Here is a 21,672-nt window from a genome sequence, read left to right on the forward strand (position 1 = left end):
CATTGATGCGCTATCCCTGACAGACTGAGACAGCGCGATCAGCCATTTGCGGCCAAGGCGTCAAGTTGCGAACGCATCCCGCCCAGAGCATACCCCGCCGCAGCGGTGGCCGCGATGATGTCATCAGTGGGCATCGTGCCTGCACTGGCCAGCGACCAGACAATGGACGACCGCGTGCCGGACGCACAATAGGCCAGCACCGGGCCGGTGCTGTCGGTGATCGCCTGTTTCTGGGCGTCGATCATCTGCATGTTCAGCCCCTGGTGCGTTACGGGGATTTCGACAAAGGTCAATCCGGCGTCACTGGCGGCCTCTGCCATTACGGCTGACTGGTGGCTGGGGGGCACTTCGGTGTCGGGGCGGTTGCAGATGATCGTCGTGAACCCGGCGGCGGCGATGGCGGAAATATCGCTGGGGTCAATCTGGGATGAGACGGCGTAATTGGGGGTAATCTGGCGAATATCCATCGGGTGCGGTCCTTGGCTTGTGGCGGGTTTGCTTAGCTGTTGGTATAGCGGGCCAGTTCGGCGCGCGCCACCTGTCTGCGATGCACCGCGTCTGGCCCGTCGGCAAGCCGCAGCGTCCGCAAATGGGTCCATTGCCGGGCCAGTGGCGTATCCTGCGACACGCCCGCCGCACCGTGCATCTGAACGGCCATGTCCGTAATCCGCAGCGCAATTTCGGGGGCGACGACCTTGATCTGGCTGATCCATGGCGCGGCCGCGCGTTTGTCGCCCTGATCCATCATCCAAGCCGCTTTCAGACACAACAGACGCGCCTGTTCAATCTCCATGCGTGCCTGTGCGATCAGGTCGAAATTCTCACCCAGTTGCGCCAGTGGCTTGCCGAATGCCTCGCGCGACAGCGCCCGTTTGCACATCAGCTCCAACGCCTTTTCGGCCTGCCCGATGGCGCGCATGCAATGGTGGATGCGTCCCGGTCCCAGACGCCCCTGCGCAATCTCGAACCCGCGCCCGACCCCCAGCAAAAGGTTTTCGGCGGGTACGCGCACGTTGTCATAGCGGAAATGCATATGCCCGTGCGGTGCGTCGTCGTGCCCGTAAACCTCCATCGCGCGCAGTTTCGTGATGCCCGGGGTATCTGCCAGCACCACGAACATCGAATGCCGTTGGTGTTTCGGGGCGTCGTCGCTGGTGCGCACCATCACGATATGCACCGCACAGCGTGGATCGCCCGCGCCGGTCGCCCACCATTTTTCTCCGTTCAGCACATAATCGTCGCCGTCACGCACGCAGGTCATCGCGATATTGGTCGCGTCCGAACTGGCCACATCCGGTTCCGTCATCAGATAGGCCGACCGGATTTCACCGGCCATCAGCGGTTTCAGCCAGCGGTCTTTCATGGCGTCCGTGCCGTAGCGGGCAAAGACCTCCATGTTGCCGGTGTCGGGGGCGTTGCAGTTGAACACCTCGGCGGCAAGGTGACTTTTGCCCATTTCCTCGGCCAGATAGGCATATTCGACGGTATTCAGCTTTGGGCCGTCGCGGAACGTATCCCAGAAATTCCACAGACCGCGATCCTTGGCGGCGGTTTTCAGCCCTTCGAGAATTTCGGTCTGGCGGGGGGTGAATGTCCAGCGGTCGCCGATGCTGACCTCGGCCAGAAATTCCGCGTCCAGCGGCGCGATGTCATCCGCGATCATCGCCTTGACCGCCGCCAGAACCGGTTTCAGCCGTGCTGTTTGCCCCAGATCCATGAAATATCCTCCGTTTGTTGGGACTATCGTGCATCGGGTGGGCCGGGTGTCAATCAATGGCTTGCACAATCCGCACAGCTTGCCCCAAAATGTTGGCATGACGGAAGCGGCAACAGCACTCGGGATGACCCTGGCGGACCTGGACAGCTACCTGTCCGGTGCGATTGGTGAATTTGCGCATCTTCGGACTGTGACCAAGTTTGGCACCGGCCAGTCAAATCCCACTTACAAGCTGGAGGCGGACAGTGGCACCTATGTCCTGCGCAGCAAACCACCGGGTAAATTGTTGCCGTCGGCCCATGCGGTCGATCGCGAGTATCGGGTCATGCAGGCGCTGGCGAACACCGGGGTGCCGGTGCCGCAGGTGTTACATCTGGCGCATGGCGCCGCATCCCCGAACGGACGGGCGTTTTTCGTGATGCGCTATCTGCCCGGGCGCATTTTCTGGGATCCGGCACTGCCTGAACTGGCCGCGGATGAACGGGCCGCGATCTATGACGTGATGAATGCGGCCCTTGCCGCCTTGCATGACGTGGATGTGGCGGCTGTGGGTCTGGCCGACTACGGTAAACCGGGCAACTATTTCGCCCGCCAGCTTGACCGGTGGCACCTGCAGTATCTTGCATCGGTGAGCACACCGGACCCTGCGATGGTGGCCATCATCGACTGGTTGGGCGGACAGATGCCTGCGGATGACGGTCAGGTGGCGCTGGTGCACGGGGATTGGCGTTTGGACAACATGATCTTTTTGCCCGACGCGCCGCAGATCGCGGGGGTGCTGGATTGGGAATTGTCCACGCTGGGTCATCCCATGGCCGATCTGGCGTATCAATGCATGCAGTGGCGGCTGCCAAATCAGGGCGACATGCGTGGTTTGGGCGGCGTGGACCGTGCCATTCTTGGCCTGCCGACCGAGGCTGAATACATCGCGGCCTATGCCCGGCGACGTGGGCTCGATACCGTCGAAGACTGGCCGTTCTATCTGGTCTTTGCGTTCTTCCGGCTGGCCGCGATTCTGGCTGGCGTGGCATCGCGGGCGGCGGCGGGCAATGCATCGAACCCGGATATGGCCCGCAAATATGGGGCTGCGGTGCCGGTGCTGGCAGGGTTGGCCATCGGCGTGATCCGGGAGGGACCGGATGGATAATCCTGCCACCTTGCGGATCATTGACGGTGTCGCACTGGTGCGGCTGGAAATGCCACCCGTGAACGCGCTGGGTTCGGCACTGCGGCTGCGGTTGTGGGCTATCTTCAAACGCATAAAAAGCGACAGTGAAATCAAGGCGGTGGTGATCCTGGCGCAGGGTCGGGTTTTCAGCGCCGGTGAGGATATCAAGGAAATTGGCCAACTGGTCGACGGCCCGACCCTGTCGCAAGTCTGTGGCTTGATCGAGTCCTGCAAGATCCCCGTCGTGGCGGCGTTGCAGGGGGCGGCATTGGGGGGTGGTGCGGAACTGGCGATGGCCGCCCACTATCGCATTGCGACGCCAGATGCCGTGATCGGCCTGCCCGGGGTGACGCTGGGTCTTGTGCCCGGCGCGGGCGGCACGCAGCGGTTGCCGCGTTTGGTTGGGCCGAAACATGCGCTGAACATGATCCTTGGCGGCCGGACCATCATGGCAGAGACCGCCCTACAAATGGGTTTATACGACGGGGTCGTTGCCGATGATCTGGCGTTTGACGCGGTGGCGCTGGCGCAGCAACTGGACAGCCCGCGCCCGACCTTTGCCCGCCGGGACATGCTGGCTGACGGCGGCGCATATCTTGATGAAATCGCCACACGCCGCCAAGCTGTCCTGGCGACCGGGCGGTTCGCGTCGATCCGGGCGCTGGAATGTGTCGAGGCCGCTCTCTTGCTGCCGTTCCACACCGGTCTGTCCTTCGAAGCAGATGCCTTTGCCCGCTGCGAAAGGCACCCACAGTCGCAAGCACTGCGGCATGTCTTTTTGGCTGAAAGGCAGATTTCACCTGAATTGCTAGGCCGGTCAAGCCAGGGCTGGCAGGTGGCCTCGCCTTTGGGTGCAGCTGTGGTTGATGCGCTTAATCGGGCTTGGCGTCGGTCAATTTCCGCGCTGCGTGAAATGGGCATATCGGAAGGCGCGATTGATCGTGCCCATCTGGATAGTGGATTTCAACGTGGGCCGTTTGGTGGCCGCGACGGCCACGCAGGGCAGCAGGGGCCAGATATCCAGCGCCGCGTGCTGGCTGCGTTGGTGGCCGAAGGCGCAAGGCTGACGGCATCACGTGTCGTGACGCGCGCGTCCGATATCGACGTGCTGGCGGTGCATGGTCTGGGCTATCCGCGCGCGCAGGGCGGGCCGATGATGGCGGCCAAACTGGCCGGGCTGTTGCCCTTGGCCGAACAGATGAAACAATGGTCTGCGGATGATCCCGTCTGGCAACCGCCACCGCTGTTGCTGCGCGCCGCACTTGTTGCAGGTGGTTTCGATGCGGTGACGCCTTAGCCCAGGATGACGCCAATGATGACGGCCATCAGCCCGATCATCGACACGAACAGCGCAACCAGGTTTACAGGCAGGATCCGTGCGATCCGCGCGCGCAGGTCTTCGTCTGTCAGGCCGGCGCGTTTCGCGCGCGCAACTGCGGCGATGCTATAGCCGATCCCGACCAGTCCGATAACCGACAATGCGGTGCCGATCCAGATGACACTCTCCATCTGTTCCTCCTGTCTTTGCGGGCGGATTATCGTGACCTGCGTGGCTGCGCAAGGGTTGCGGCGGCGCAGGCCACCCGCTAGTGAGAGACAGGCCCGCAAGGAGAGCAGCATGAGCGACCAAGTCACCGATACATCATCCACCGTAGCAGGGCAGGAGCTGCGCCAGTTTGTTGAGCGGTTTGAAAGGCTTGAGGCGGAAAAGAAAGATGTTGCCGACGCCCAGAAAGAAGTCATGGCCGAAGCAAAGGGCCGCGGCTACGACACCAAGGTGCTGCGCAAGATCATCGCCATCCGCAAGCGCGACGCCAATGATCTGGCAGAGGAAGAAGCTGTTCTCGAGATGTACAAGTCGGCACTTGGAATGTGAAAAGGACAGCCTGAAGCGCCGATTTACAAAGAGAAATGATTTTGATGCAGGGCCTGAAACGGCGTTGTGAAAACCTGTTTTTGAGAATTTGACCACTGTGAAAGTGTCGCCCGCGGCGCAACCTTTCTTTCGGCCAACGCCACATCACGACCCCAAGTGACTTGTAAAACCTGTTCGGCCCAGATTTCGAACGGGACTGAATATCGATGACCTGATGGCAAACTGGCGCAGGTTTGCGTGAATTGTGCGGTATTTCCTCATCAGTTTGGCTGATAAATACGGTCAGCGGATTGGGCGTGGACTATGCCAATGGATGTATTAAGATTCCGGTTATATTCAAACCGTGTGTCACCTGGGCGCGATTACCTCTCGAATCTCATTGAGACCGATGCAAAGGCGCAGCATTGAAAGGGGAAAGGCTTATGCCTTCAACAATAGATGTCAGCTTTGATGATGACCGGAACCGTGCGATTTATGATGTCGTGCAAAGCTTCATCGGCCTGATTTCGCCCGATGGTATCCTGCTTCATGCAAATCGCAGCGCGCTTGATTTCATAGGCATGGAACTGGAAGATGTTGTGGCCACCCCGTTTTTTCAGACACCATGGTGGCGCGATTGCCAGACATCTCAGGACGCTGTCAAAGATGCGGTGCGCAGGGGTGCATCTGGCACGCCCTCGCGTTTCGAAGCCCGGCATTCGGGCAAAAATGGCGAGATCATAGACGTTGATTTTTCGCTCACACCGATCTTTGGCAAGGCCGGTGGCGTCGATTTTTTGGTGCCGGAAGCAAGAGATATTACAGAAATCAAGAAAGCCGTAAATGCGCTCTACGACACCGAGGCCCGGTTGAGTTTCGCTTATGATGCAGCCGAGATCGGCAGTTGGGATTTGGATCTGGCCACCAACCGGCTGCATTGGAGCGATCAGCAATTCGACCTGTTCGGGATCGCCAAAACCTCTGGGCAGATGACCTTTGAAAGAGCGATTGCCAGTATTCACCCCGAGGACCGCGACCGCGTGGTCGCACTGACCAGGCAATCGGTTGAAAACAGCGTGTCTTACCGCGACGAGTTCCGTGTGATCCGCGCGGATGGACAAATACGGTGGGTCGTTGCACGGGGAAAGCCGCTTCATTGTGACGAAAATGGCAAGCCCGCGTCGATGATCGGGGTCAACTATGATGTCACTGATCGTAAGAACGCAGAATTCGCGTTGGCGAAAATCAATCAGGATCTGACGGCACGTGTGGCCGAACGCACACGCGACCTTGAACAGGAAATGCAGGAACGGCAAAAAGCACAGGAGGCGCTGTCACACGCCCTCCGCCTGGAGGCCATAGGCCAACTTGCCGGGGGTATGGCCCATGATTTCAATAACCTTCTGGCCGTTATCTGTGGAAATCTTGAAATTGCCGCGATGAAGATAAAGGACGACGATGTCATCGCGTTGATAAAGGATGCGCTGGTTGCCGTAGAGGCCGGTTCAAGCCTCAATCAGCGCTTGTTGTCCTTTGCACAAAAGCGATCTCTGTGTTCAGAACGGCTCAGCATAGGTGACCGCATCCGGTATTCGAAGATGCTTCTTGAAAGGTCGCTGGACAAGAATATTGCGCTTGAAATAGATATTTCGGACACCGAATGGGAAACATTTATCGACCCCGGCGAATTTGACAGCGCCCTGTTGAACATATGCATAAATGCCCGTGACGCGATGCCATCGGGTGGCAAATTACGCATTGCGACGCGCAACCGCACACTCAAGACTGGTGCTGGCGGCACAATTCCATCGACACAAACCGGTGACTACGTTCAGCTTTCGATTTCCGACACAGGTGTGGGCATGACACCCGAAGTCCGAGACAAGGCAATGACACCATTCTTCACGACGAAAGCCCCCGGAAAAGGCAGCGGGCTTGGCCTGAGTTCGGTCTTTGGATTTGCCAATCAGTCCGGTGGCTTTGTGACAATCGATAGTGTTGTCGGTGCAGGCACAACGATCGATGTTTATTTGCCCCGTGCGCCTGCGCAATCAAATGGCAGGATGCCGGTTTCGGCAAATGCAGATATGCCCATGGGGAAGGGTGAACTGGTGCTGATGGTAGAGGATAGCGATGCGCTGTTGCGGATCAACCGCGCGCGCCTTGCAAGGCTGGGATACAAGGTTATCACAGCAGGAACTGCCGCCGAAGCAGTGCAGATTCTGGAGAAGGATGAGCCTGTCTCACTCGTCTTTAGTGACGTCAGCATGCCCGGGGAAATGTCAGGATTTGGTCTGGCAGCGTGGCTTTCCGAAAACAGGCCCGACATCAGGATACTGTTGACGTCCGGCTATAGCCAGTCTGTTGCCGACACGCAGGGCCATCCCAAGCTGTTGGCAAAGCCATATACAATCAACACGTTGGCCGTTTCGCTCAGGGACGCGCTTGCTTGAGTGCCGGAAATGGTGCCGTCTGTGGGATGGATATGGCGGCACAGGGTATGCACGTGCTAGCTGAATGGCATCAGTAGCGTCACACCGTCCATCCGGGCAATTTCTGCAAGGTCTTCTTCGTAGTTTTCGGTCAGTGTCTTAACGAGGTCCGCGTCAAGTTCGGCCAGTTCGATGACGTCTTCGAGTTGGTCTGTTCTTGCATGCAAGGCCCAGATATCGGCGATCATCTCATGGCGTGCGGCATCCGTTGCCGGGGGCGTCTGGCGTAATTGTTCAGACAGGGCGGCCATCCCTTCGTCGGTGATGATCGACGCCAGCAAATCCAGCCCGCCTGTCATTGCTGTGCCGGAGGGCGCACCGGATATGCGCCTGATCAACTGGTCCCATAACAGTGGGCTGTCTTCGTTGCACCACACCGTCAGCGGCGTGCCCGGCGCAACTTGTCTGATGCGCCGAACAACATCGGCCCATGAAATATCGTCTGGGTGCAGCAAACCCAAATACCCGCCAAGAGAGGTCGCATTCGCACGTGTAAACACCGACTGCAGGAAAGTGGCCGGGTTGCGGATCGCAAGAAACAGGGCAATCTCGTCTTCGGCAAACAACTGGTGCAAGGCACGGACTTTCGGTTCTGCCTGGCCGTAGAATACCCCGTTTTCAAAGATACGGTTGGGCACACAGATAAAGTTATCGTTGCTCATCACGATCCGGTCGATGCCGTCATTTTCGCAAATCGCATCGATCAGTATATCGCGCGCATCCGGCGGGGGACTGGCCCCGTTCAGCGCCTGTATCGTCTGGCGGATCAGGACGCGGTATTTGCTTGGCCCTGGAACCGCAATCCCTTGCTGGCAAAGGGTATTTGCGTTCTTGAGGAGGGATTTTATCAATCTGTCCTCGTCCGTGCAGTGTGCGCCAATGTGAAATGCGATCTGCATGAGGGCCTTTTTGCTTTTGAGTGTCCTTAACATAGTTGGATTTCTGGACAGTTAAACCAGTTTCGGATAATTCACCGAGCATGTCCGAGCAAACTAGTCAGATATTTCAGGCCCGAAAGGCACGATTGCGGATTGACCCGTGGTCGGCCGGTGCTGTCTTGATTGCTGCGGTGGTGCTGGTTCCGATTGTTGCGGTCTTCTGGTTTGCGATGACACCAACGGAAAACATCTGGCCACATCTGTTGCGCACGACGTTGCCGCGTTATCTGGGCAACACGGTCGTGCTGATGCTTAGCGTGGGGCTGCTGACCGCCGCCATCGGCACGGGGGCGGCGTGGATCGTCGTGATGTATCGCTTTCCGGGGCGCGCGATCTTGCAATGGGCCTTGCTGATGCCGCTGGCCGTGCCCGCGTATGTGGGCGCCTATGCGCTGGTGGATTTTCTGGAATATGCAGGGCCTGTGCAATCGGCATTGCGTGACATGATGGGCTGGCAGACGGCGCGCGACTACTGGTTTCCGGCGATCCGCACCCGCGAGGCCGCGATCATGGTGCTGAGTGCTGCGCTCTATCCTTATGTCTATCTGTTGGCGCGGGCGGCGTTTCGCGAACAATCGGGTGCCGCCTATGAGGTCGCCCGCGCGCTGGGTGCGGGGGCCTTTGCACGGTTCTGGCGGGTCGGCCTGCCGTTGGCGCGCCCCGCGATCGCGGCAGGGGTCGCGGTTGTGATGATGGAAACGGTCAATGATTTCGGCACGGTCGATTATTTCGCCGTGCAAACGTTGACTACGGGGATCTTTTCGATCTGGTTGCAGGGGGGCAACCTTGGCGGCGCGGCGCAACTGGCCACTGTTGCGCTGGGCCTGATCATCATCCTTGTGACGCTTGAAAAGCTCAGCCGCCGCAGGAGCAAGTTCTTTGGCTCGGCCCGCGGAATGCGGCCTGTGACGCCGGCCGCATTGCACGGCTGGCACGGGGCGATGGCGACGGCGTTGTGCCTGTTCCCGGTGCTTGTCGGGTTCGTGATGCCCGTCGCGGTTCTGGCAAGCCATGCCTTTGACGCGGGCGAATGGATCGCACCGGGGCTGCGGCGGGCGTTGTGGCATACGCTGCAAGTGGGTGGGATCGCTGCCTTCCTGACGGTTCTGGGCGGTGTGTTCATGGTCTATGGCGTGCGCTTGTCAAACCGCCGCTTGCCGCGCCTGCTGATGCCGATCACGGCCATCGGATATGCGGCACCGGGGGCCGTGCTGGGGCTGGGGGTGCTGGTGCCGCTGGCGGCCTTCGACAATGCATTCGCCGATTTCATTGTCTGGTTGGGGTTCGCCGATCCTGGCCTTATCCTGACGGGCAGTGCGGCTGCGGTGACGCTTGCCTATGTGGTGCGGTTTTTTGCCATTGCCCAAGGGACGGCGGACGCGGCCTTTGGCCGGGTATCGCCCAGCCTGCCAATGGCGGCGCGGGCCTTGGGGCGCACGGCCGGTGGCACGCTAAGGGCGGTGCATTTGCCCTTGATGCGTGCCTCGGTCGGGTCGGCGCTGCTGCTGGTCTTTGTCGACAGCGTCAAGGAATTGCCTGCGACGCTGCTGTTGCGCCCGTTCAATTACGACACGTTGGCAACGCGCGTGCATGCCAAGGCATCGCTGGAAAACATCGCCGAGGCCGCCCCCGCCGCGCTGATCATTACGCTGGTGGGGCTGGCCGCCGTGGCCCTTTTGGCGCGGGCAAACCGCTAGGGCGACCTTGCGTATTGCAGCGGAGTGGCGGGCAACCCTATGCCGTCACCGCTTCGGCTTTTTGTCCCCTCTGCGCGACCTCCTCAACAGATTTGGACCATTCCAGCCCGCCTGCATAGCGCCAGGCCGGTTGACCGTTTTCATCCAGCGCGAACAGATGCAGCCAGCGATTGTCGAACAGTGCGCGCACCTCATCGTGCCGCCGCAGAATGTCGATCATCGCGTCGCGCGGGGCTTCGATGTAGACTGACAGGCGCAGGGGGTCATGGGCGTAGGTTTCGCCCTCATGCACGGATTGCCACGGAAGACCTGCGCGCAGGGTGCCGCCGTTGCCCTCGACGACGCCGATCCCGCCGGTGACATTGTGCAAGAGCTTGTTACCAGAGCCAAAGACATCCGGTGCCACGGTTGATCCATAATATTGCAGGCTGATCCAGCTTGCGACGACCACAGGGGCCGTCATGATCAGTTCCAGCACGCCAAAACTGCTGTCCTCTTTCCAATCGTAATCATGCAGGAAAGCGCGGCCTTCAAGGTTTTTGCCTACCGTCCGCTGGCGTGGCGCCGCAACAAAGGCCTTGCACCCCGCCAATGCCCATTCGGGCCGCGTTTCCGCCCAGTTCCGACTGCGCAAATCGATCGTGTCCCCCCCGTCGGCACGCGGCAGGCGCAAGGCACGTTCAGACCGGGTGACGATACCGGCCTGTGCGAACCAGTCTTTGGCTTGTCTGATTACCGCATCATGTGCCGCACAGGTGTGGTCTGCTGAAAAGAGCGTGATCGCATCGGTTGTCGTGTCATGCAGCCCACCCAGAAACAGGGTGTCGTCAGGGATTGCGACGCCGCGTGCAGCCAGCCCTGTGCGGACTTCCGGAAGGTTCAGCAATCCGGCCAGCAGCCGTGCATTCACGTCGCCCGCATAACCGCCACAGGCGCCGCATTGCAGACTGCTGGCAAAGGGGTTGTTGACCACATTGGCTCCATGCCCGGCCAGCACTACCAACCTGCCAAAACCCGTCGTCAGGGACATCGCCCGCAGGATCGTTTCGGCCGCGTCTATCTGCGCATCAAGCGCCAAAGGCGGCTCAAAACGTGGGGCAGGGCCGTCAATGGCAACCTTGGGCGAAATATTCAGCGCCTCCTTGAACAATTTGCCCGCATAGATCGGCCCTGTCGCCTCGACAAAGGCAAAGGACGACACGGCGGCCAGCTTGAACCGCCCCCATGCGCGGCTGGCGCGGGCCTTGAGCCGTGCAGTCTGTTCCGCGCCCTTGTTTTCACCTTTGGACGTTGCGGTCACACCGGGGTTCAGAAGTACCGGCAAGCGCCGTTCGTCCACGTCAGAGGCAAAGCCGTTGTGCGATGCGGTCAGGCCAAAGAACCCCGCAAAGCCAAGCGTCTGGATGCCGGGGTTGACGGCCTCAAGCGCGCGGCGGAACACCTCGGAGCGCACATCGATGCAAAAGGCCACCTGAAGGAACGGGCGGTCCTGAACCGGCACGGTTTCGGGGGCCGCAAAAGTCTGCGCCAGATCGCGTTGCACCGCGTGCTCCCATGCTTCTTGCAGGATGCTGTCGATTTTCAGGTCCATGTCTGCTTCGACAGGCTGCGCATGTGTGGCTTTGACCGCATCCCATTCATCTGCGATCTGGTCTTGGTATTGCAAAAAAAGCGACTCTTCCCACAAAAGCCGGATCGTTAGCAGGTCAGTGATCGTCTGATCCGACCTGCCCGCCAGTTCCGCCTGCCACAGGTGATAGCGCGCGAATTGCGCCCAGCCGCCAAGCGAGAACAACAATTGGTGCAAATAGGTGTCCAGCATTTTGTCAGCCAGACCCAGCCGTCTGGCCGATCCTGCGCGGGCCTTGTCGGCCGCATCCGGCGTTTCGCTGACAAACCGGGCAAAACCCTTCAGCCCCGCAATTTCCGGCGTCAGGTCATGGATGGCGTTTTGCCGCCACGCCTCATATGCGCCCCGCCTGCGCGGCGCCGCCCAAAGCGCCTGTCCCTGATCAAAGTAACCTGCCGCCCAGTGACCGAACCGATCCGCCAGAATGCGTGGCCAGTCGATCCCGGAATGCTTTGCCGCCAGATCGGCAATCGTGGGCTGGGGTGTGGGTGTCTTGGCCGGGCGTCCGGCGCACCGCCTGATTTCGGCCAGACCCGGCATGTCATCGGCGCGCTGTGCGTCAAGCGCCGCCGCAATGTCCGCATCCGTGATCGTGCCATCCTGCAGCAGGGCGTGATAATGCGCCCTTGGCAAAGTGACCGGCACGCCGCCGACACGGCCCAGCCTTGCGCCAACCTGCGCAAGCGTCTGTGTGGTCTGGCCCAGATAGGGGTTTACGGCAACCGAAGAAACAAGCGGCCAAACCGGCGGGATCGCACGTGCAGCGATATCGCTCGCCTGCGTCATGATTGACGGCGAAAGCAAGGAAGCATGGGGCATTGGAGATTTCCTTTTGGCGATCAGGGGATGTGTTTGTGCGACCAGCCGCCAAGCAGCCTGTCGAGGATTGCATTGGCATAAAGCCCGTTTGACAAATGAACCCGCAATCCGGCAGAGGCAGGATGATAGGCCCAGAGCGGGAACATTGCTTGGGCAATCGCCACCACCCCGAAGCTTAACAAGGCCAGCACGATCAGTGCCCATTCCAGCGGCCCGGGGGCGGGTGTTGCGGGCAAGGTGCCCTGCATCATCCACTCGGCGGTTGTCTGAAGGGCGAAATATCCCACCGCCGCAGCCACCGACAACGCTGCGGTGCGCTGGGTCAGAACGCGCGGTGCGGCGTCCGCAAGGCCCTGCGCCAAAAGATAGGCCACGCCGAAAATCAGGATCGCGCCCAGGGCGATGGCCTGCGGGGACTTGTCAGTCAGCCCAAAGGCGAACCCGATCGCTGTATAGATCAGCAACGCAATCAGGAACGCGCGCCCGACCGCACGGCCATCGGGGATCGCCACCGGTCCGGGCCGTCGGATCGCGGCCACCCCTTCGACAGCGCCACCCGAGGCCAGAAAGGCATGCGCCTTGTAAAGCGAATGTGCCACGATATGCAGCAGCGCGAGAGGAAACAGCGCCAGGCCGCATTGCAGGATCATAAAGCCCATCTGCGCCACGGTTGACCAGGCCAGCGACGTCTTGACCGCCGACTGCGTCAGCATCACCAGACCTCCAAACAGCGCTGTGAAGCCGCCGATCATCACCAGCACCGCCAGCACAGCGGGCGATAACAGCATGACATCGGCAAAACGGATCAACAGGAAACCGCCCGCGTTGATCACCCCTGCATGCAACAGGGCGGACACGGGCGTTGGCGTTTCCATGACCTCGGTCAGCCAGCCATGCAATGGGAACTGTGCCGATTTCATGATGGCCGCAAGCGCTAGGCTGGCCGCAATCCACGTCGTCACGTCACCGGCCTGCCCGGTCCGGGCTGCCGCCAGGATCGCGCCCAGATCGCCGGTGTCATACTGATACAGGATCAGACCCATCGCCAGCAGCAGGGCAAGATCGCCGATCCGCGCGGTGATCCATTTCTTGCGAGCCGCGCGCCGGGCCGCAGCACGTTCGGGATAGAAAAGCAGCAGCTTGTGCAGCGTCAGGCTGGTTGCAATCCAGGCGATGGCCAGTTGCCCGATGTTGCCCGCCATGATCAGCAGCAGCACAGCGGCCAACGTCAGACACAGCCAGCCGGTAAACGGCCCCTGCCGCGCTTCGCCGTCCATATACGTTGCGGCATACCGCACGACCACCCAGCCCACGAAAGACACCAACAGCAACATGACCGCACTGACGGCATCCAGCCGGACCGACAGGCCAATGCCCTTTGCTCCGATCAGCGGGCTGGTCGCAGGGCCGTTCATGATCAAAACCAGCGCGGAAACCGCCGCCACGGCCAAAGCGACAAGCGCGGCACCATCGACAAGGCGCAAGACAGCCGCAGGACGCAGTGGCGCGCCACGAAAGGCAAGAACGGATGCCGCAAAAAAGACCAGCGGTGCAAGGACGGGCAGGAAGGTGATGAACAAGACAGGATTTCCCTCTGACTGAAGTGCAGCTTTCCGCACAGGTATCAGTTCTGCCAAAGACAAAAAAATTCATTGTTTGATCGATAACGTTCTATTAAATAAATTGATTATGGCTGAACTCAACTACCATCACTTGCGCTATTTCTGGGCGGTTGCCCATGACGGCAACCTCACGCGCACGGCCCAGCGGCTCAACCTGTCGCAATCCGCCGTTTCCGTTCAGATCAAGCAACTTGAAGCGTCGTTGGGGCATCCACTGTTTGCGCGGCAGGGGCGCCAGTTGCGGCTGACAGAGGCCGGGCGGATCGCGCTTGATCACGCGGATGCGATTTTCTCGGCGGGGCGCGAACTCGTCGGCACCCTGCAGGAAAAGGGCAGGCCCCGGCAGGCCATCCGTATCGGCGCGCTGGCCACATTGTCGCGCAACTTTCACATGGCGTTTCTGCGCCCGATCCTTGGCCGCTCAGATGTGGAAATCATTCTGCGATCCGGCACCAGTGCGGACCTGTTGCGCGCGCTCGAGGCATTGAAACTCGATATTGTGCTGATCAACCGCCCCCCAGCGCGTGATGCCGTGACGCCTTTCATCTCGCATCGCTTGTCCGAACAGCCTGTCAGCCTTGTCGGCACGCCGGATCTGTTGCGCGACACATCGGGTCTGCATGCGCTGCTGGCGACCCAACCGATCATCCTGCCCACCGCGGACACGGGTGTGCGCGTCGGATTCGACGCCCTGACCGAACGGTTGGGGATCCGGCCCCAAATCGCGGCCGAGGTCGAGGACATGGCGATGATGCGCCTGTTGGCGCGCGAAGGTGTGGGGTTGGCGGTGCTGCCGCCCATCGTCGTTCAGGACGAGCTTAGCACTGGCAGGTTGATCGAAGCGGACCGCTTGCCGGGCATCGGGGAAACCTTTTTTGCCGTCACGCTGACACGGCGCTTTCCCAATCCGATCCTTGCGGACCTGCTGGAGGATCGCGCGCTTTAAGGCGCTTGATCGCCAAGGGCGGCATGATAAACGCGCCGCCCCTTCTGTCACATATGCAGTCGGGGCACCCCCCTTAGTTCAGATCGGCCTCGTAGGATGCATTGATCTCGGCCTCGGCCGCGGCCACAGCTGCGATCATCGCGTCAAGGATCTGGTCGCCGCCGTCCACGTTGGCGCGGAACCAGTCCTGCACAGGTGCGGCGGCTTCGGCGAACATGGCCTTTTCGTCGGGGGTTGGCACGTAAAGGTCGCCGCCACCTGCCACGAATTCCTCATAGGCTGCGATCGACTTGCGCTTGGGCGACGCGAATGTCGCCTGCTGCAGTTCGGCAAAGCCGTCTACAACAACGCGGCGCAGGTCCTCTGGCATGGCCATGAAGTTTTCGTTGCTCATCCACCACAGCGCGCCCATGTAGGCGTGCCCGTCCAGCGTCAGGTATTGCAGCCCCGCATCTGGGAATTTCATGCCCATGATGTCGGTGATCCCGTTCTTGGACCCTTCGACAACGCCGGTCTGGAACGAAGTGAACAGCTCGGGCCATGGGATCGGCGTGGGCGATGCACCCAAAGCGCGGACCAGTTCCTGTGGCAGATCTGCGACCACGGTGCGGATTTTCAGACCTTCCAGATCGGATGGCTGTGCAACCCGGCGCTGTGTGTTGGCAAAGTTGCGCCAGCCGCCCGTGTTGCCGATGGTCATCAGACGGATCGTATTGTCTGATGTTTCCAACGCCATGTCGCGCATGGTCCGTGTGAAATCGCCGGTCAGCACATGTTCTGCAACCCGATCGTTCGCCATCAGATAGGGCAGGTCAAGCACCTGCACATAGGGGAAAATGCCCGCCGCCCCGCCAGAGGTGGAGATATAGACATCGATCGATCCTTCGGACACGCCTTCAAGGCATTCCGCGCCTGTCGCGCAAAGCTGGGTGCCGATGAAAAGCTCTACCGCGATGCGCCCGTTAGAGGCCGCTTCGACGTAGTTCTTGAACACGACCAGACCGTCATAGTCTTCGTCGTTTTCGTTGGAATTGGCGGTGGCCCGGATGGTGTATTCCGTGTGCCCTGCCGCCCATGTGGCCAGCGGTGTGGCCAGAAGCGCCGCAGTGGCGGCTACTTTGGTCAGATGTTTGAGCATGTCTTTCTCTCCCTTTGTGGTCTTTCAAGAAAAGGCGGGGTTGGGCCCCGACCTATGGTGTTGGGCTTATGCAAGCCGAGAAGCCGACCTCTGGGCCGCAGCCCAGGAAACCGGTCAGGTAAGGCACTGTCATTGAAATGGCAGGCACATAGGTGATCACGAAAATAACAAGGATTTCCACCGCAAGAAACGGCAGGATTGCGCGGGCGATAGTTTCGACCTTTTCACCTGACACGGTCGAGGCCACGAACAACACAAGCCCCATGGGCGGCGTCGCCAAACCCACTGTCAGGTTCACGCTCATGATGATGGCGAAATGCACCGGATGCACGCCCAGATCGACAAAGATCGGGCCAAGGATCGGCCCGAGGATGATGATCGCAGGTCCCGCATCAAGGAACATGCCAACGATGAACAGCAGGATGTTGATGAGAAACAGCAGGACAAGCGGATTTTCCGACAGCGACAAGATATAATCCGACAGTATCTGCGGCGCGTATGACAGCGATACGACGGTTTTGAACGCAACGGCGGCACCCACCAGCAACAGCACCGCAGAGGTGGCAAGTGCGGACCGCGTCAGCACATCGGCCAGGTCGCGGACCTTCATGGACCGCAGCACAAAGAACGACACGATCAGCGCATAGGCGACAGCGACGGCCGAGGCCTCGGTTGGCGTGAACACCCCAACAAGGATGCCGCCAAGGATGATGATCGGGGTTTGCAGCGGCGCGATGGCCTTTTTGCAGACGATGCGGAAATCATGGCTGACGCGGGCCTTGACCGCCTCGGCGATTGCGTGGGCGATGGGCAGCGTGATCAGAAAGATCAGCCAGTTGTTGGGTGCCGTGTCAAGGAACTGCGTGATCAGGCCGGAAATCGCGAACAGCAGCCCGCCGATGTTGATCCGCAACAAGGCCCAGCTGACCACGCTTTCTGTCGGGCTGATCGACTGGTTCTTCTGGACGATCCGTTCCGCCTTGGGCAGGTCATAACGGTCGGCCAGCAGGCGCACCATAACCATCAGGCCGACGCCGACCATGATCCCGGGCACGATCCCGGCAAGAAACAGTGCAGCGACGCTTTCGCCCATGACATAGGCGTAGATGATCATGATCCCTGACGGCGGGATGATCGGGCCGATGACGGATGACGCAGCCGTAATGGCGGCGGCGAATTTGCGGGTATAGCCGTTCTTTTCCATCGCTGGGATCAGCGTGGACCCCAGCGCAGAGGTGTCCGCGACGGCAGAACCGGAAAGCCCCGCGAAAAGGATCGATGACAGGATGTTCACATGCGCCAGCCCGCCGCGCAGGTGGCCCATGAACGCCTGCGAAAATTCCACCAGCCGCAGCGTGATCCCGCCACGGTTCATGATTTCACCTGCCAGCATGAAGAAGGGCAGGGCCATCAGCGGAAAGCTGTCCATGCCGTTGTAAAGGTTGCGGTAAAGCCCGGCGACGACATTGCGCTGGTCGCCCTCGAGCATGATCAGTGCGATGGGGCTGGCCAGCAAGGCGAAAACCACCGGCAGACCGACCATGATCAGGATAAGGAAAATCGGAAGGAACCAAAGCAGCATCAGTCAGCCCCCACCACATCGCCGCTATTCAGTGGCGTCAAACGGTCGCCGTGCCCGGCCAGTTTGATGATCTGGCGGATCATCAGTTCAAAATTGACAAGGATCAGCAGGTTCACCCCGACCCAGAGCGAGGCATACTGATAGCTATTCTGGAACTTGTTGCCGCATTTGCCGATTTCAATCCCGAAGGGCCAGCGCAGCGACGATGAACACCCGCGTCCGGACAACGTGTCGACATGATTATTCAACCCGCGATCCCAGGCGACGAACAGCACCCACATCGCGATGGCCATCAACACCAGCGTCAACAGCCCCGACAATAGGCGGGGCAGGGCGCGTTCGACCATGTCGATCGCCACAAATCCGCCCATCCGGTAGGCCAGCGGCGCCATCAGCCCGGTCATCCACAACATGCCGAAGCGTGCGCCTTCTTCTGTCCAGTTCGGGGCATCGTTCAGGACGTAGCGAAAGAACACCTGTCCCAGGATCAGGCAAACCATGATCGCCAGCGCCGTGACCGCAATCGCCTTGCCGATGGCAAGGACCACGGTGTTGAACCTCTCAAGCGGCCATAATAGGCCAAACAGGACCGACATGCGGCTCCTCCCCTGTTTATGTGCCGGGCTTATCGCCCCGATGATGCGGGGCTTTGCCCCCGTCCCGGACGGTGTCCGGGCCTCCCCCAAGGTATTTTTGAACAAAAGAAGGCTGGGGTCAGCCTTCGTTGAAGGCGCCATATTTGCCGCCGTGAAAAACCAGCGGTTCACCGCCCTTGTGGTGGGCCTTGGTTACACGGCCGACGATGATGACGTGGTCGCCGGCGTCATGGGTCGCATCAAGGCTGCATTCGAAGGTGGCAAGCGCGCCTTCTATGATCGGCATGCTGCAATGTGACAAATGGGTCGGCACCTGGGTAATGGCGGTTTTCGATCCGATGATGGCCTCGCAGATATCGCGTTGATCGGCGGCCAGCACATGGACGGCAAAACGCCGCGAGCCCGCGAAATGTTCGAACCGGCGCGACGATTTGGCGGGGGACCACAGAACCAGCGGCGGATCGAGCGACACGCTGGCAAAGCTGTTGGCGACGATGGCGACAGGGCCTTCGGGACTGTCGGTGGTGACAACGGTCACACCGGTGACAAAGCTGCCAAGGGCCGCGCGAAAGCTGTCAGAGTCGGTGCCGGGGTCGAAGGTGGCGGGCGCTGTTGTGTTCATCAAGGGACCTCTTTTCCCAGAGCGGCGGTGTAGAGTGCAAACCACGTCTGCCGGTCCATTTTGACCCGCAAGGCATCTGATAGTGCCTTGATCCGGGTCATGTTGTTCGTGCCCATGACGGGCATGATCCGCGCGGGATGCGCAAGCAACCATGCGACGGCAACCGCGCTGTTGTCCACGCCATTTTCAGCGGCGACAGCAGATAACGCATCCTGCACGGGGCCGGCGCCAGTCATCAGCGCGCCACCGCCCAGCGGCGACCATGCCATGACCGGCACGCGCCTTTCCTGAAGATAGGCCACATCGCCATTGGTGAACCCGTCATGGGCCGCCAGTGACAGTTCGATCTGGTTGGTGATCAGCGGGGTTTGCATGGCCGATTGCAGCAGTGTCCAATCATGCAGTTTGAAGTTCGAGACACCGACGCTGCGCACCTTGCCGGATGCGACAACCGCGTCCAGTGCCGCACCGGTTTCGGTGGCGTCCATCATCGGGTCCGGGCGGTGGATCAGCAGTGTGTCGATCTTGTCCACACCCATCAGCCGCAACGAATGATCGACCGATGACAGGATATGTCCGCGGCTGGTGTCATAGTATTTCATCGGCGCATCGGCATAGCGGCCGGCCGGGGCCACGATATCGCACTTGGTGATGATTTCGATCTGGTCTTTCAGGGCGGGGGCGGTGCGCAGGGCATCGCCCAGCACCTCTTCGGCCTGATAGCCGCCATAGATGTCGGCCTGATCCATCGTGGTGATGCCCTGTTCAAGGCACGCCTCGATCTTGGCCTGCACATGGGCGGGGCTGGTGTCGGTGTCGTCGGACAGCCGCCACATGCCATAGACAATGCGGCTGAAAGACAGATTTTCAGTGATTTCAATACGGGTCAACGGCGGATTCCTGTGCCAAGTGGCGTTGTGGGTGTCTGCGATGGGACACGCCCATAAGCATGGGGCAGCGAGCAGGTTTTCAACTGCGGCATCACGTGTTTGCCGAAATGTTCGGCCTCGTCGATATGGGGGTAGCCGGAAAAGATGAAGGCGCGGATGCCCATCTTTTGATAGGTTTCGATTTTCGACATCACCTGATCGGTGGACCCGACAAGGGCGGCCCCGCAGCCCGAACGCGCGCGCCCGACGCCTGTCCAGAGACCCGGTTCGACATAGCCGAATTTATCGGCCAGTTCGCGCGCCCGCGATTGGTGCGAGACGCCCAGCGATATGCTGTCATGCGCGCGGTCGCGGATCAGATTGCCGTATTCGTCGTCCAGCTTGCTGGCGATGTAATCGGCGTATTCCTTGGCCTCGGCCTCGGTGTCGCGGACGATCATGTGGACGCGCAGGCCGTAGTCCAGCGTGCGGTCATGTGCGGCGGCCCGCGCGTGCACGTCTTTCATGCGTTGTTCCAGCTGGTCCACTGTTTCGGGCCACATCAGATAGACATCGCATTGCGCGCCACACAGTTCCAGTGCGGCCGGGGAATAGCCCCCGAAATAGAGCAGCGGGCCCCCGTTCTGCTGATAGGGTTTGGCAGGGTCGGTGGGCACGCCCTTGAACTGGTAGATTTCGCCTTCGTGGTTGATTTCATCCTGTGTCCAGGCCTGCCGCAGGATCTGCACCACCTCGTGACTGCGCTGATAGCGATAGGCGCTTTCGGCCACTTCACCGGGGAAATCAGAACTGATGACGTTCAGCGTCAGCCGCCCCTTGAGCATGTGATCCAGCGTCGCGATGGTGCGCGCCAGCATGATCGGTTGCACCTCGCCACAGCGGATCGCGGCAAGGAAATTGATCTTTTCGGTCAGCGGCGCCATCCCTGCGACGAACGACAGCGTGTCTTGCCCGACCTGATAGGATGACGGGGCAAGGATATTGCGGAACCCCTGCTGTTCTGCCGTCAGCGCGATGTCGCGGCAGTGTTCCCAGCTGCTGCGCAGATCGCCGTCGGGCACGCCGAGGAACTGGTAATCATCCGAACAAAGCGCTGAAAACCAGCTGACTTCGGCAGCGTCCAGATCGGCGCTTGTGACCGGCACGATGCTCATTGATTCTCTCTCCCCTCGTCATTCTTGCCTCTTGCGTAGCACGGGATTTTATGTGCAACAATAGTGTATCAATTCTGCGGGTGCGAGGAGGCCTGCCATGGCCACTGCATCGGCCCTGCCCAAATACATTCAAGTCAGCGAGATGCTGATCCGCGAGATTGCCGCCGGGCATCTGGCCGATGGCGCGCGCCTGCCGCCCGAACGCGAGATGGCCGAGGAGCTGGGCCTGGCCGTCGGCACACTGCGCAAGGCGCTTGCTGATGTAGAGGCGAAGGGCCTGCTGGAACGGGTGCAGGGATCGGGAAATTATGTGCGCCACAGGCCGGTGGTGGATTCGGTCTATGCGTTTTTCCGGTTGGAACTTCTGCGCGGGGGCGGGCTGCCCACGGCACAGGTCCTGTCTGTTGATCGCCTGCCAAAACCGGCCGACGCGCCCCCTTTCGGGCCGGATGCGCAAGGCCACCGCATCAGGCGGTTGCGGTCGCTGGACGGGATAATGATCGCGGTCGAGGAAATCTGGCTGGACGGGGCAGAGCGCGCCGTCATCGCTGTCAGCGATTTGTCGGAATCACTTTATCACTTTTACCGCCATGAACTGGGGTTGGTGATCGCGTCGGCCACGGACCGGATCGGGGTAAATGTCTTGCCCGACTGGACGCCGGCGGTGTTTCAGCTGCGCCCCGGTCAGACGGTTGGCTATGTCGAACGGGTCGGGCGCACCGGTGCGCAGACCCCGGTCGAATTTTCGCGCACATGGTTCGATGCAAACCGGGCCGTTTATATCTCTCGGATGGGAAAAGGTTAGA

Annotated in this window: 19 protein-coding genes; 7 read left to right on the plus strand and 12 right to left on the minus strand. The window is 60.4% G+C overall.

Annotation, left to right across the window (positions count from 1 at the left end):
* Window positions 1-38: 38 nt before the first annotated feature.
* The gene (locus ACTG4B_RS07855) at window positions 39-467 is read right to left on the minus strand and encodes a TIGR01244 family sulfur transferase (protein WP_439155141.1); all 429 of its coding nucleotides are present in this window, start codon (window positions 465-467) and stop codon (window positions 39-41) included.
* Between the two features lie 32 nt (window positions 468-499).
* Window positions 500-1,717: an acyl-CoA dehydrogenase family protein gene (locus tag ACTG4B_RS07860; protein WP_439155142.1), complete on the minus strand. Its 1,218-nt coding sequence runs from the start codon at window positions 1,715-1,717 to the stop codon at window positions 500-502.
* A gap of 124 nt (window positions 1,718-1,841) precedes the next feature.
* On the opposite strand from ACTG4B_RS07860, the gene ACTG4B_RS07865 reads away from it, so the two are divergent.
* Entirely contained in the window at window positions 1,842-2,864 is a 1,023-nt protein-coding gene (locus ACTG4B_RS07865; protein WP_439155143.1) for a phosphotransferase, read from the plus strand.
* A complete protein-coding gene (locus ACTG4B_RS07870) occupies window positions 2,857-4,182 on the plus strand; it encodes an enoyl-CoA hydratase-related protein (protein WP_439155144.1) in 1,326 nt (441 codons plus the stop codon). Before ACTG4B_RS07865 ends, ACTG4B_RS07870 begins: the two co-directional genes overlap by 8 nt.
* Here ACTG4B_RS07870 and ACTG4B_RS07875 read toward each other — a convergent pair.
* Window positions 4,179-4,394, minus strand: a complete 216-nt coding sequence (locus tag ACTG4B_RS07875) for a hypothetical protein (RefSeq protein ID WP_439155145.1) — start codon at window positions 4,392-4,394, stop codon at window positions 4,179-4,181. The genes ACTG4B_RS07870 and ACTG4B_RS07875 overlap by 4 nt on opposite strands.
* A gap of 109 nt (window positions 4,395-4,503) precedes the next feature.
* Between ACTG4B_RS07875 and ACTG4B_RS07880 the strand changes: the two genes are divergently transcribed.
* Both ACTG4B_RS07880 and ACTG4B_RS07885 read left to right on the plus strand, forming a co-directional pair.
* Window positions 4,504-4,761, plus strand: a complete 258-nt coding sequence (locus ACTG4B_RS07880) for a DUF2312 domain-containing protein (protein ID WP_439155146.1) — start codon at window positions 4,504-4,506, stop codon at window positions 4,759-4,761.
* 422 nt (window positions 4,762-5,183) lie between these two features.
* Window positions 5,184-7,193, plus strand: coding sequence for a PAS domain-containing protein (locus tag ACTG4B_RS07885; RefSeq protein ID WP_439155147.1), 2,010 nt, complete (start codon window positions 5,184-5,186; stop codon window positions 7,191-7,193).
* A gap of 56 nt (window positions 7,194-7,249) precedes the next feature.
* Here ACTG4B_RS07885 and ACTG4B_RS07890 read toward each other — a convergent pair whose 3' ends face one another.
* Entirely contained in the window at window positions 7,250-8,131 is an 882-nt protein-coding gene (locus ACTG4B_RS07890; RefSeq protein ID WP_439155148.1) for a hypothetical protein, read from the minus strand.
* Between the two features lie 80 nt (window positions 8,132-8,211).
* On the opposite strand from ACTG4B_RS07890, the gene ACTG4B_RS07895 reads away from it, so the two are divergent.
* Window positions 8,212-9,867, plus strand: coding sequence for an ABC transporter permease (locus ACTG4B_RS07895; RefSeq protein WP_439155149.1), 1,656 nt, complete (start codon window positions 8,212-8,214; stop codon window positions 9,865-9,867).
* A gap of 37 nt (window positions 9,868-9,904) precedes the next feature.
* Here ACTG4B_RS07895 and ACTG4B_RS07900 read toward each other — a convergent pair whose 3' ends face one another.
* Window positions 9,905-12,316 carry a YbcC family protein gene (locus ACTG4B_RS07900; RefSeq protein ID WP_439155150.1) on the minus strand — a complete coding sequence of 804 codons (2,412 nt, stop codon included), beginning with the start codon at window positions 12,314-12,316 and terminating at the stop codon, window positions 9,905-9,907.
* A 20-nt stretch (window positions 12,317-12,336) separates the two neighbouring features.
* Window positions 12,337-13,896: a proton-conducting transporter transmembrane domain-containing protein gene (locus ACTG4B_RS07905; protein WP_439155151.1), complete on the minus strand. Its 1,560-nt coding sequence runs from the start codon at window positions 13,894-13,896 to the stop codon at window positions 12,337-12,339.
* Between the two features lie 109 nt (window positions 13,897-14,005).
* Here ACTG4B_RS07905 and ACTG4B_RS07910 point away from each other — a divergent pair, with 109 nt between their 5' ends.
* Window positions 14,006-14,884, plus strand: a complete 879-nt coding sequence (locus tag ACTG4B_RS07910) for a LysR family transcriptional regulator (protein ID WP_439155152.1) — start codon at window positions 14,006-14,008, stop codon at window positions 14,882-14,884.
* Between the two features lie 73 nt (window positions 14,885-14,957).
* Here ACTG4B_RS07910 and ACTG4B_RS07915 read toward each other — a convergent pair whose 3' ends face one another.
* The 6 genes from ACTG4B_RS07915 to ACTG4B_RS07940 all read right to left on the minus strand — a co-directional run bounded on the left by ACTG4B_RS07915 (window position 14,958) and on the right by ACTG4B_RS07940 (window position 20,866).
* Window positions 14,958-16,022: a TRAP transporter substrate-binding protein gene (locus tag ACTG4B_RS07915; RefSeq protein ID WP_439155153.1), complete on the minus strand. Its 1,065-nt coding sequence runs from the start codon at window positions 16,020-16,022 to the stop codon at window positions 14,958-14,960.
* Between the two features lie 52 nt (window positions 16,023-16,074).
* The gene (locus tag ACTG4B_RS07920; RefSeq protein WP_439155154.1) at window positions 16,075-17,604 is read right to left on the minus strand and encodes a TRAP transporter large permease; all 1,530 of its coding nucleotides are present in this window, start codon (window positions 17,602-17,604) and stop codon (window positions 16,075-16,077) included.
* Window positions 17,604-18,200, minus strand: a complete 597-nt coding sequence (locus ACTG4B_RS07925; protein ID WP_439155155.1) for a TRAP transporter small permease — start codon at window positions 18,198-18,200, stop codon at window positions 17,604-17,606. The genes ACTG4B_RS07920 and ACTG4B_RS07925 overlap by 1 nt, the downstream gene beginning before the upstream one ends.
* Before the next feature lie 118 nt (window positions 18,201-18,318).
* Window positions 18,319-18,822 carry a flavin reductase family protein gene (locus ACTG4B_RS07930; protein ID WP_439155156.1) on the minus strand — a complete coding sequence of 168 codons (504 nt, stop codon included), beginning with the start codon at window positions 18,820-18,822 and terminating at the stop codon, window positions 18,319-18,321.
* Window positions 18,822-19,712: an aldo/keto reductase gene (locus ACTG4B_RS07935; RefSeq protein ID WP_439155157.1), complete on the minus strand. Its 891-nt coding sequence runs from the start codon at window positions 19,710-19,712 to the stop codon at window positions 18,822-18,824. Before ACTG4B_RS07935 ends, ACTG4B_RS07930 begins: the two co-directional genes overlap by 1 nt.
* A complete protein-coding gene (locus ACTG4B_RS07940) occupies window positions 19,709-20,866 on the minus strand; it encodes an LLM class flavin-dependent oxidoreductase (protein WP_439155158.1) in 1,158 nt (385 codons plus the stop codon). The genes ACTG4B_RS07935 and ACTG4B_RS07940 overlap by 4 nt, the downstream gene beginning before the upstream one ends.
* A gap of 97 nt (window positions 20,867-20,963) precedes the next feature.
* On the opposite strand from ACTG4B_RS07940, the gene ACTG4B_RS07945 reads away from it, so the two are divergent.
* Entirely contained in the window at window positions 20,964-21,671 is a 708-nt protein-coding gene (locus tag ACTG4B_RS07945; RefSeq protein ID WP_439155159.1) for a GntR family transcriptional regulator, read from the plus strand.
* Window position 21,672: the final 1 nt, after the last annotated feature.

The sequence above is a fragment of the Yoonia sp. genome (assembly GCF_965660735.1).
Lineage (GTDB): Bacteria > Pseudomonadota > Alphaproteobacteria > Rhodobacterales > Rhodobacteraceae > Yoonia.

Excerpts from the sequence above, each read along its gene's own strand:
- ACTG4B_RS07855 (WP_439155141.1), bottom strand. The coding sequence starts at position 467 with ATGGATATTCGCCAGATTACCCCCAATTACGCCGTCTCATCCCAGATT.
- ACTG4B_RS07860 (WP_439155142.1), bottom strand. The coding sequence starts at position 1,717 with ATGGATCTGGGGCAAACAGCACGGCTGAAACCGGTTCTGGCGGCGGTC.
- ACTG4B_RS07865 (WP_439155143.1), top strand. The coding sequence starts at position 1,842 with ATGACCCTGGCGGACCTGGACAGCTACCTGTCCGGTGCGATTGGTGAA.
- ACTG4B_RS07870 (WP_439155144.1), top strand. The coding sequence starts at position 2,857 with ATGGATAATCCTGCCACCTTGCGGATCATTGACGGTGTCGCACTGGTG.
- ACTG4B_RS07875 (WP_439155145.1), bottom strand. The coding sequence starts at position 4,394 with ATGGAGAGTGTCATCTGGATCGGCACCGCATTGTCGGTTATCGGACTG.
- ACTG4B_RS07880 (WP_439155146.1), top strand. The coding sequence starts at position 4,504 with ATGAGCGACCAAGTCACCGATACATCATCCACCGTAGCAGGGCAGGAG.
- ACTG4B_RS07885 (WP_439155147.1), top strand. The coding sequence starts at position 5,184 with ATGCCTTCAACAATAGATGTCAGCTTTGATGATGACCGGAACCGTGCG.
- ACTG4B_RS07890 (WP_439155148.1), bottom strand. The coding sequence starts at position 8,131 with ATGCAGATCGCATTTCACATTGGCGCACACTGCACGGACGAGGACAGA.
- ACTG4B_RS07895 (WP_439155149.1), top strand. The coding sequence starts at position 8,212 with ATGTCCGAGCAAACTAGTCAGATATTTCAGGCCCGAAAGGCACGATTG.
- ACTG4B_RS07900 (WP_439155150.1), bottom strand. The coding sequence starts at position 12,316 with ATGCCCCATGCTTCCTTGCTTTCGCCGTCAATCATGACGCAGGCGAGC.
- ACTG4B_RS07910 (WP_439155152.1), top strand. The coding sequence starts at position 14,006 with ATGGCTGAACTCAACTACCATCACTTGCGCTATTTCTGGGCGGTTGCC.
- ACTG4B_RS07915 (WP_439155153.1), bottom strand. The coding sequence starts at position 16,022 with ATGCTCAAACATCTGACCAAAGTAGCCGCCACTGCGGCGCTTCTGGCC.
- ACTG4B_RS07920 (WP_439155154.1), bottom strand. The coding sequence starts at position 17,604 with ATGCTGCTTTGGTTCCTTCCGATTTTCCTTATCCTGATCATGGTCGGT.
- ACTG4B_RS07925 (WP_439155155.1), bottom strand. The coding sequence starts at position 18,200 with ATGTCGGTCCTGTTTGGCCTATTATGGCCGCTTGAGAGGTTCAACACC.
- ACTG4B_RS07930 (WP_439155156.1), bottom strand. The coding sequence starts at position 18,822 with ATGAACACAACAGCGCCCGCCACCTTCGACCCCGGCACCGACTCTGAC.
- ACTG4B_RS07940 (WP_439155158.1), bottom strand. The coding sequence starts at position 20,866 with ATGAGCATCGTGCCGGTCACAAGCGCCGATCTGGACGCTGCCGAAGTC.
- ACTG4B_RS07945 (WP_439155159.1), top strand. The coding sequence starts at position 20,964 with ATGGCCACTGCATCGGCCCTGCCCAAATACATTCAAGTCAGCGAGATG.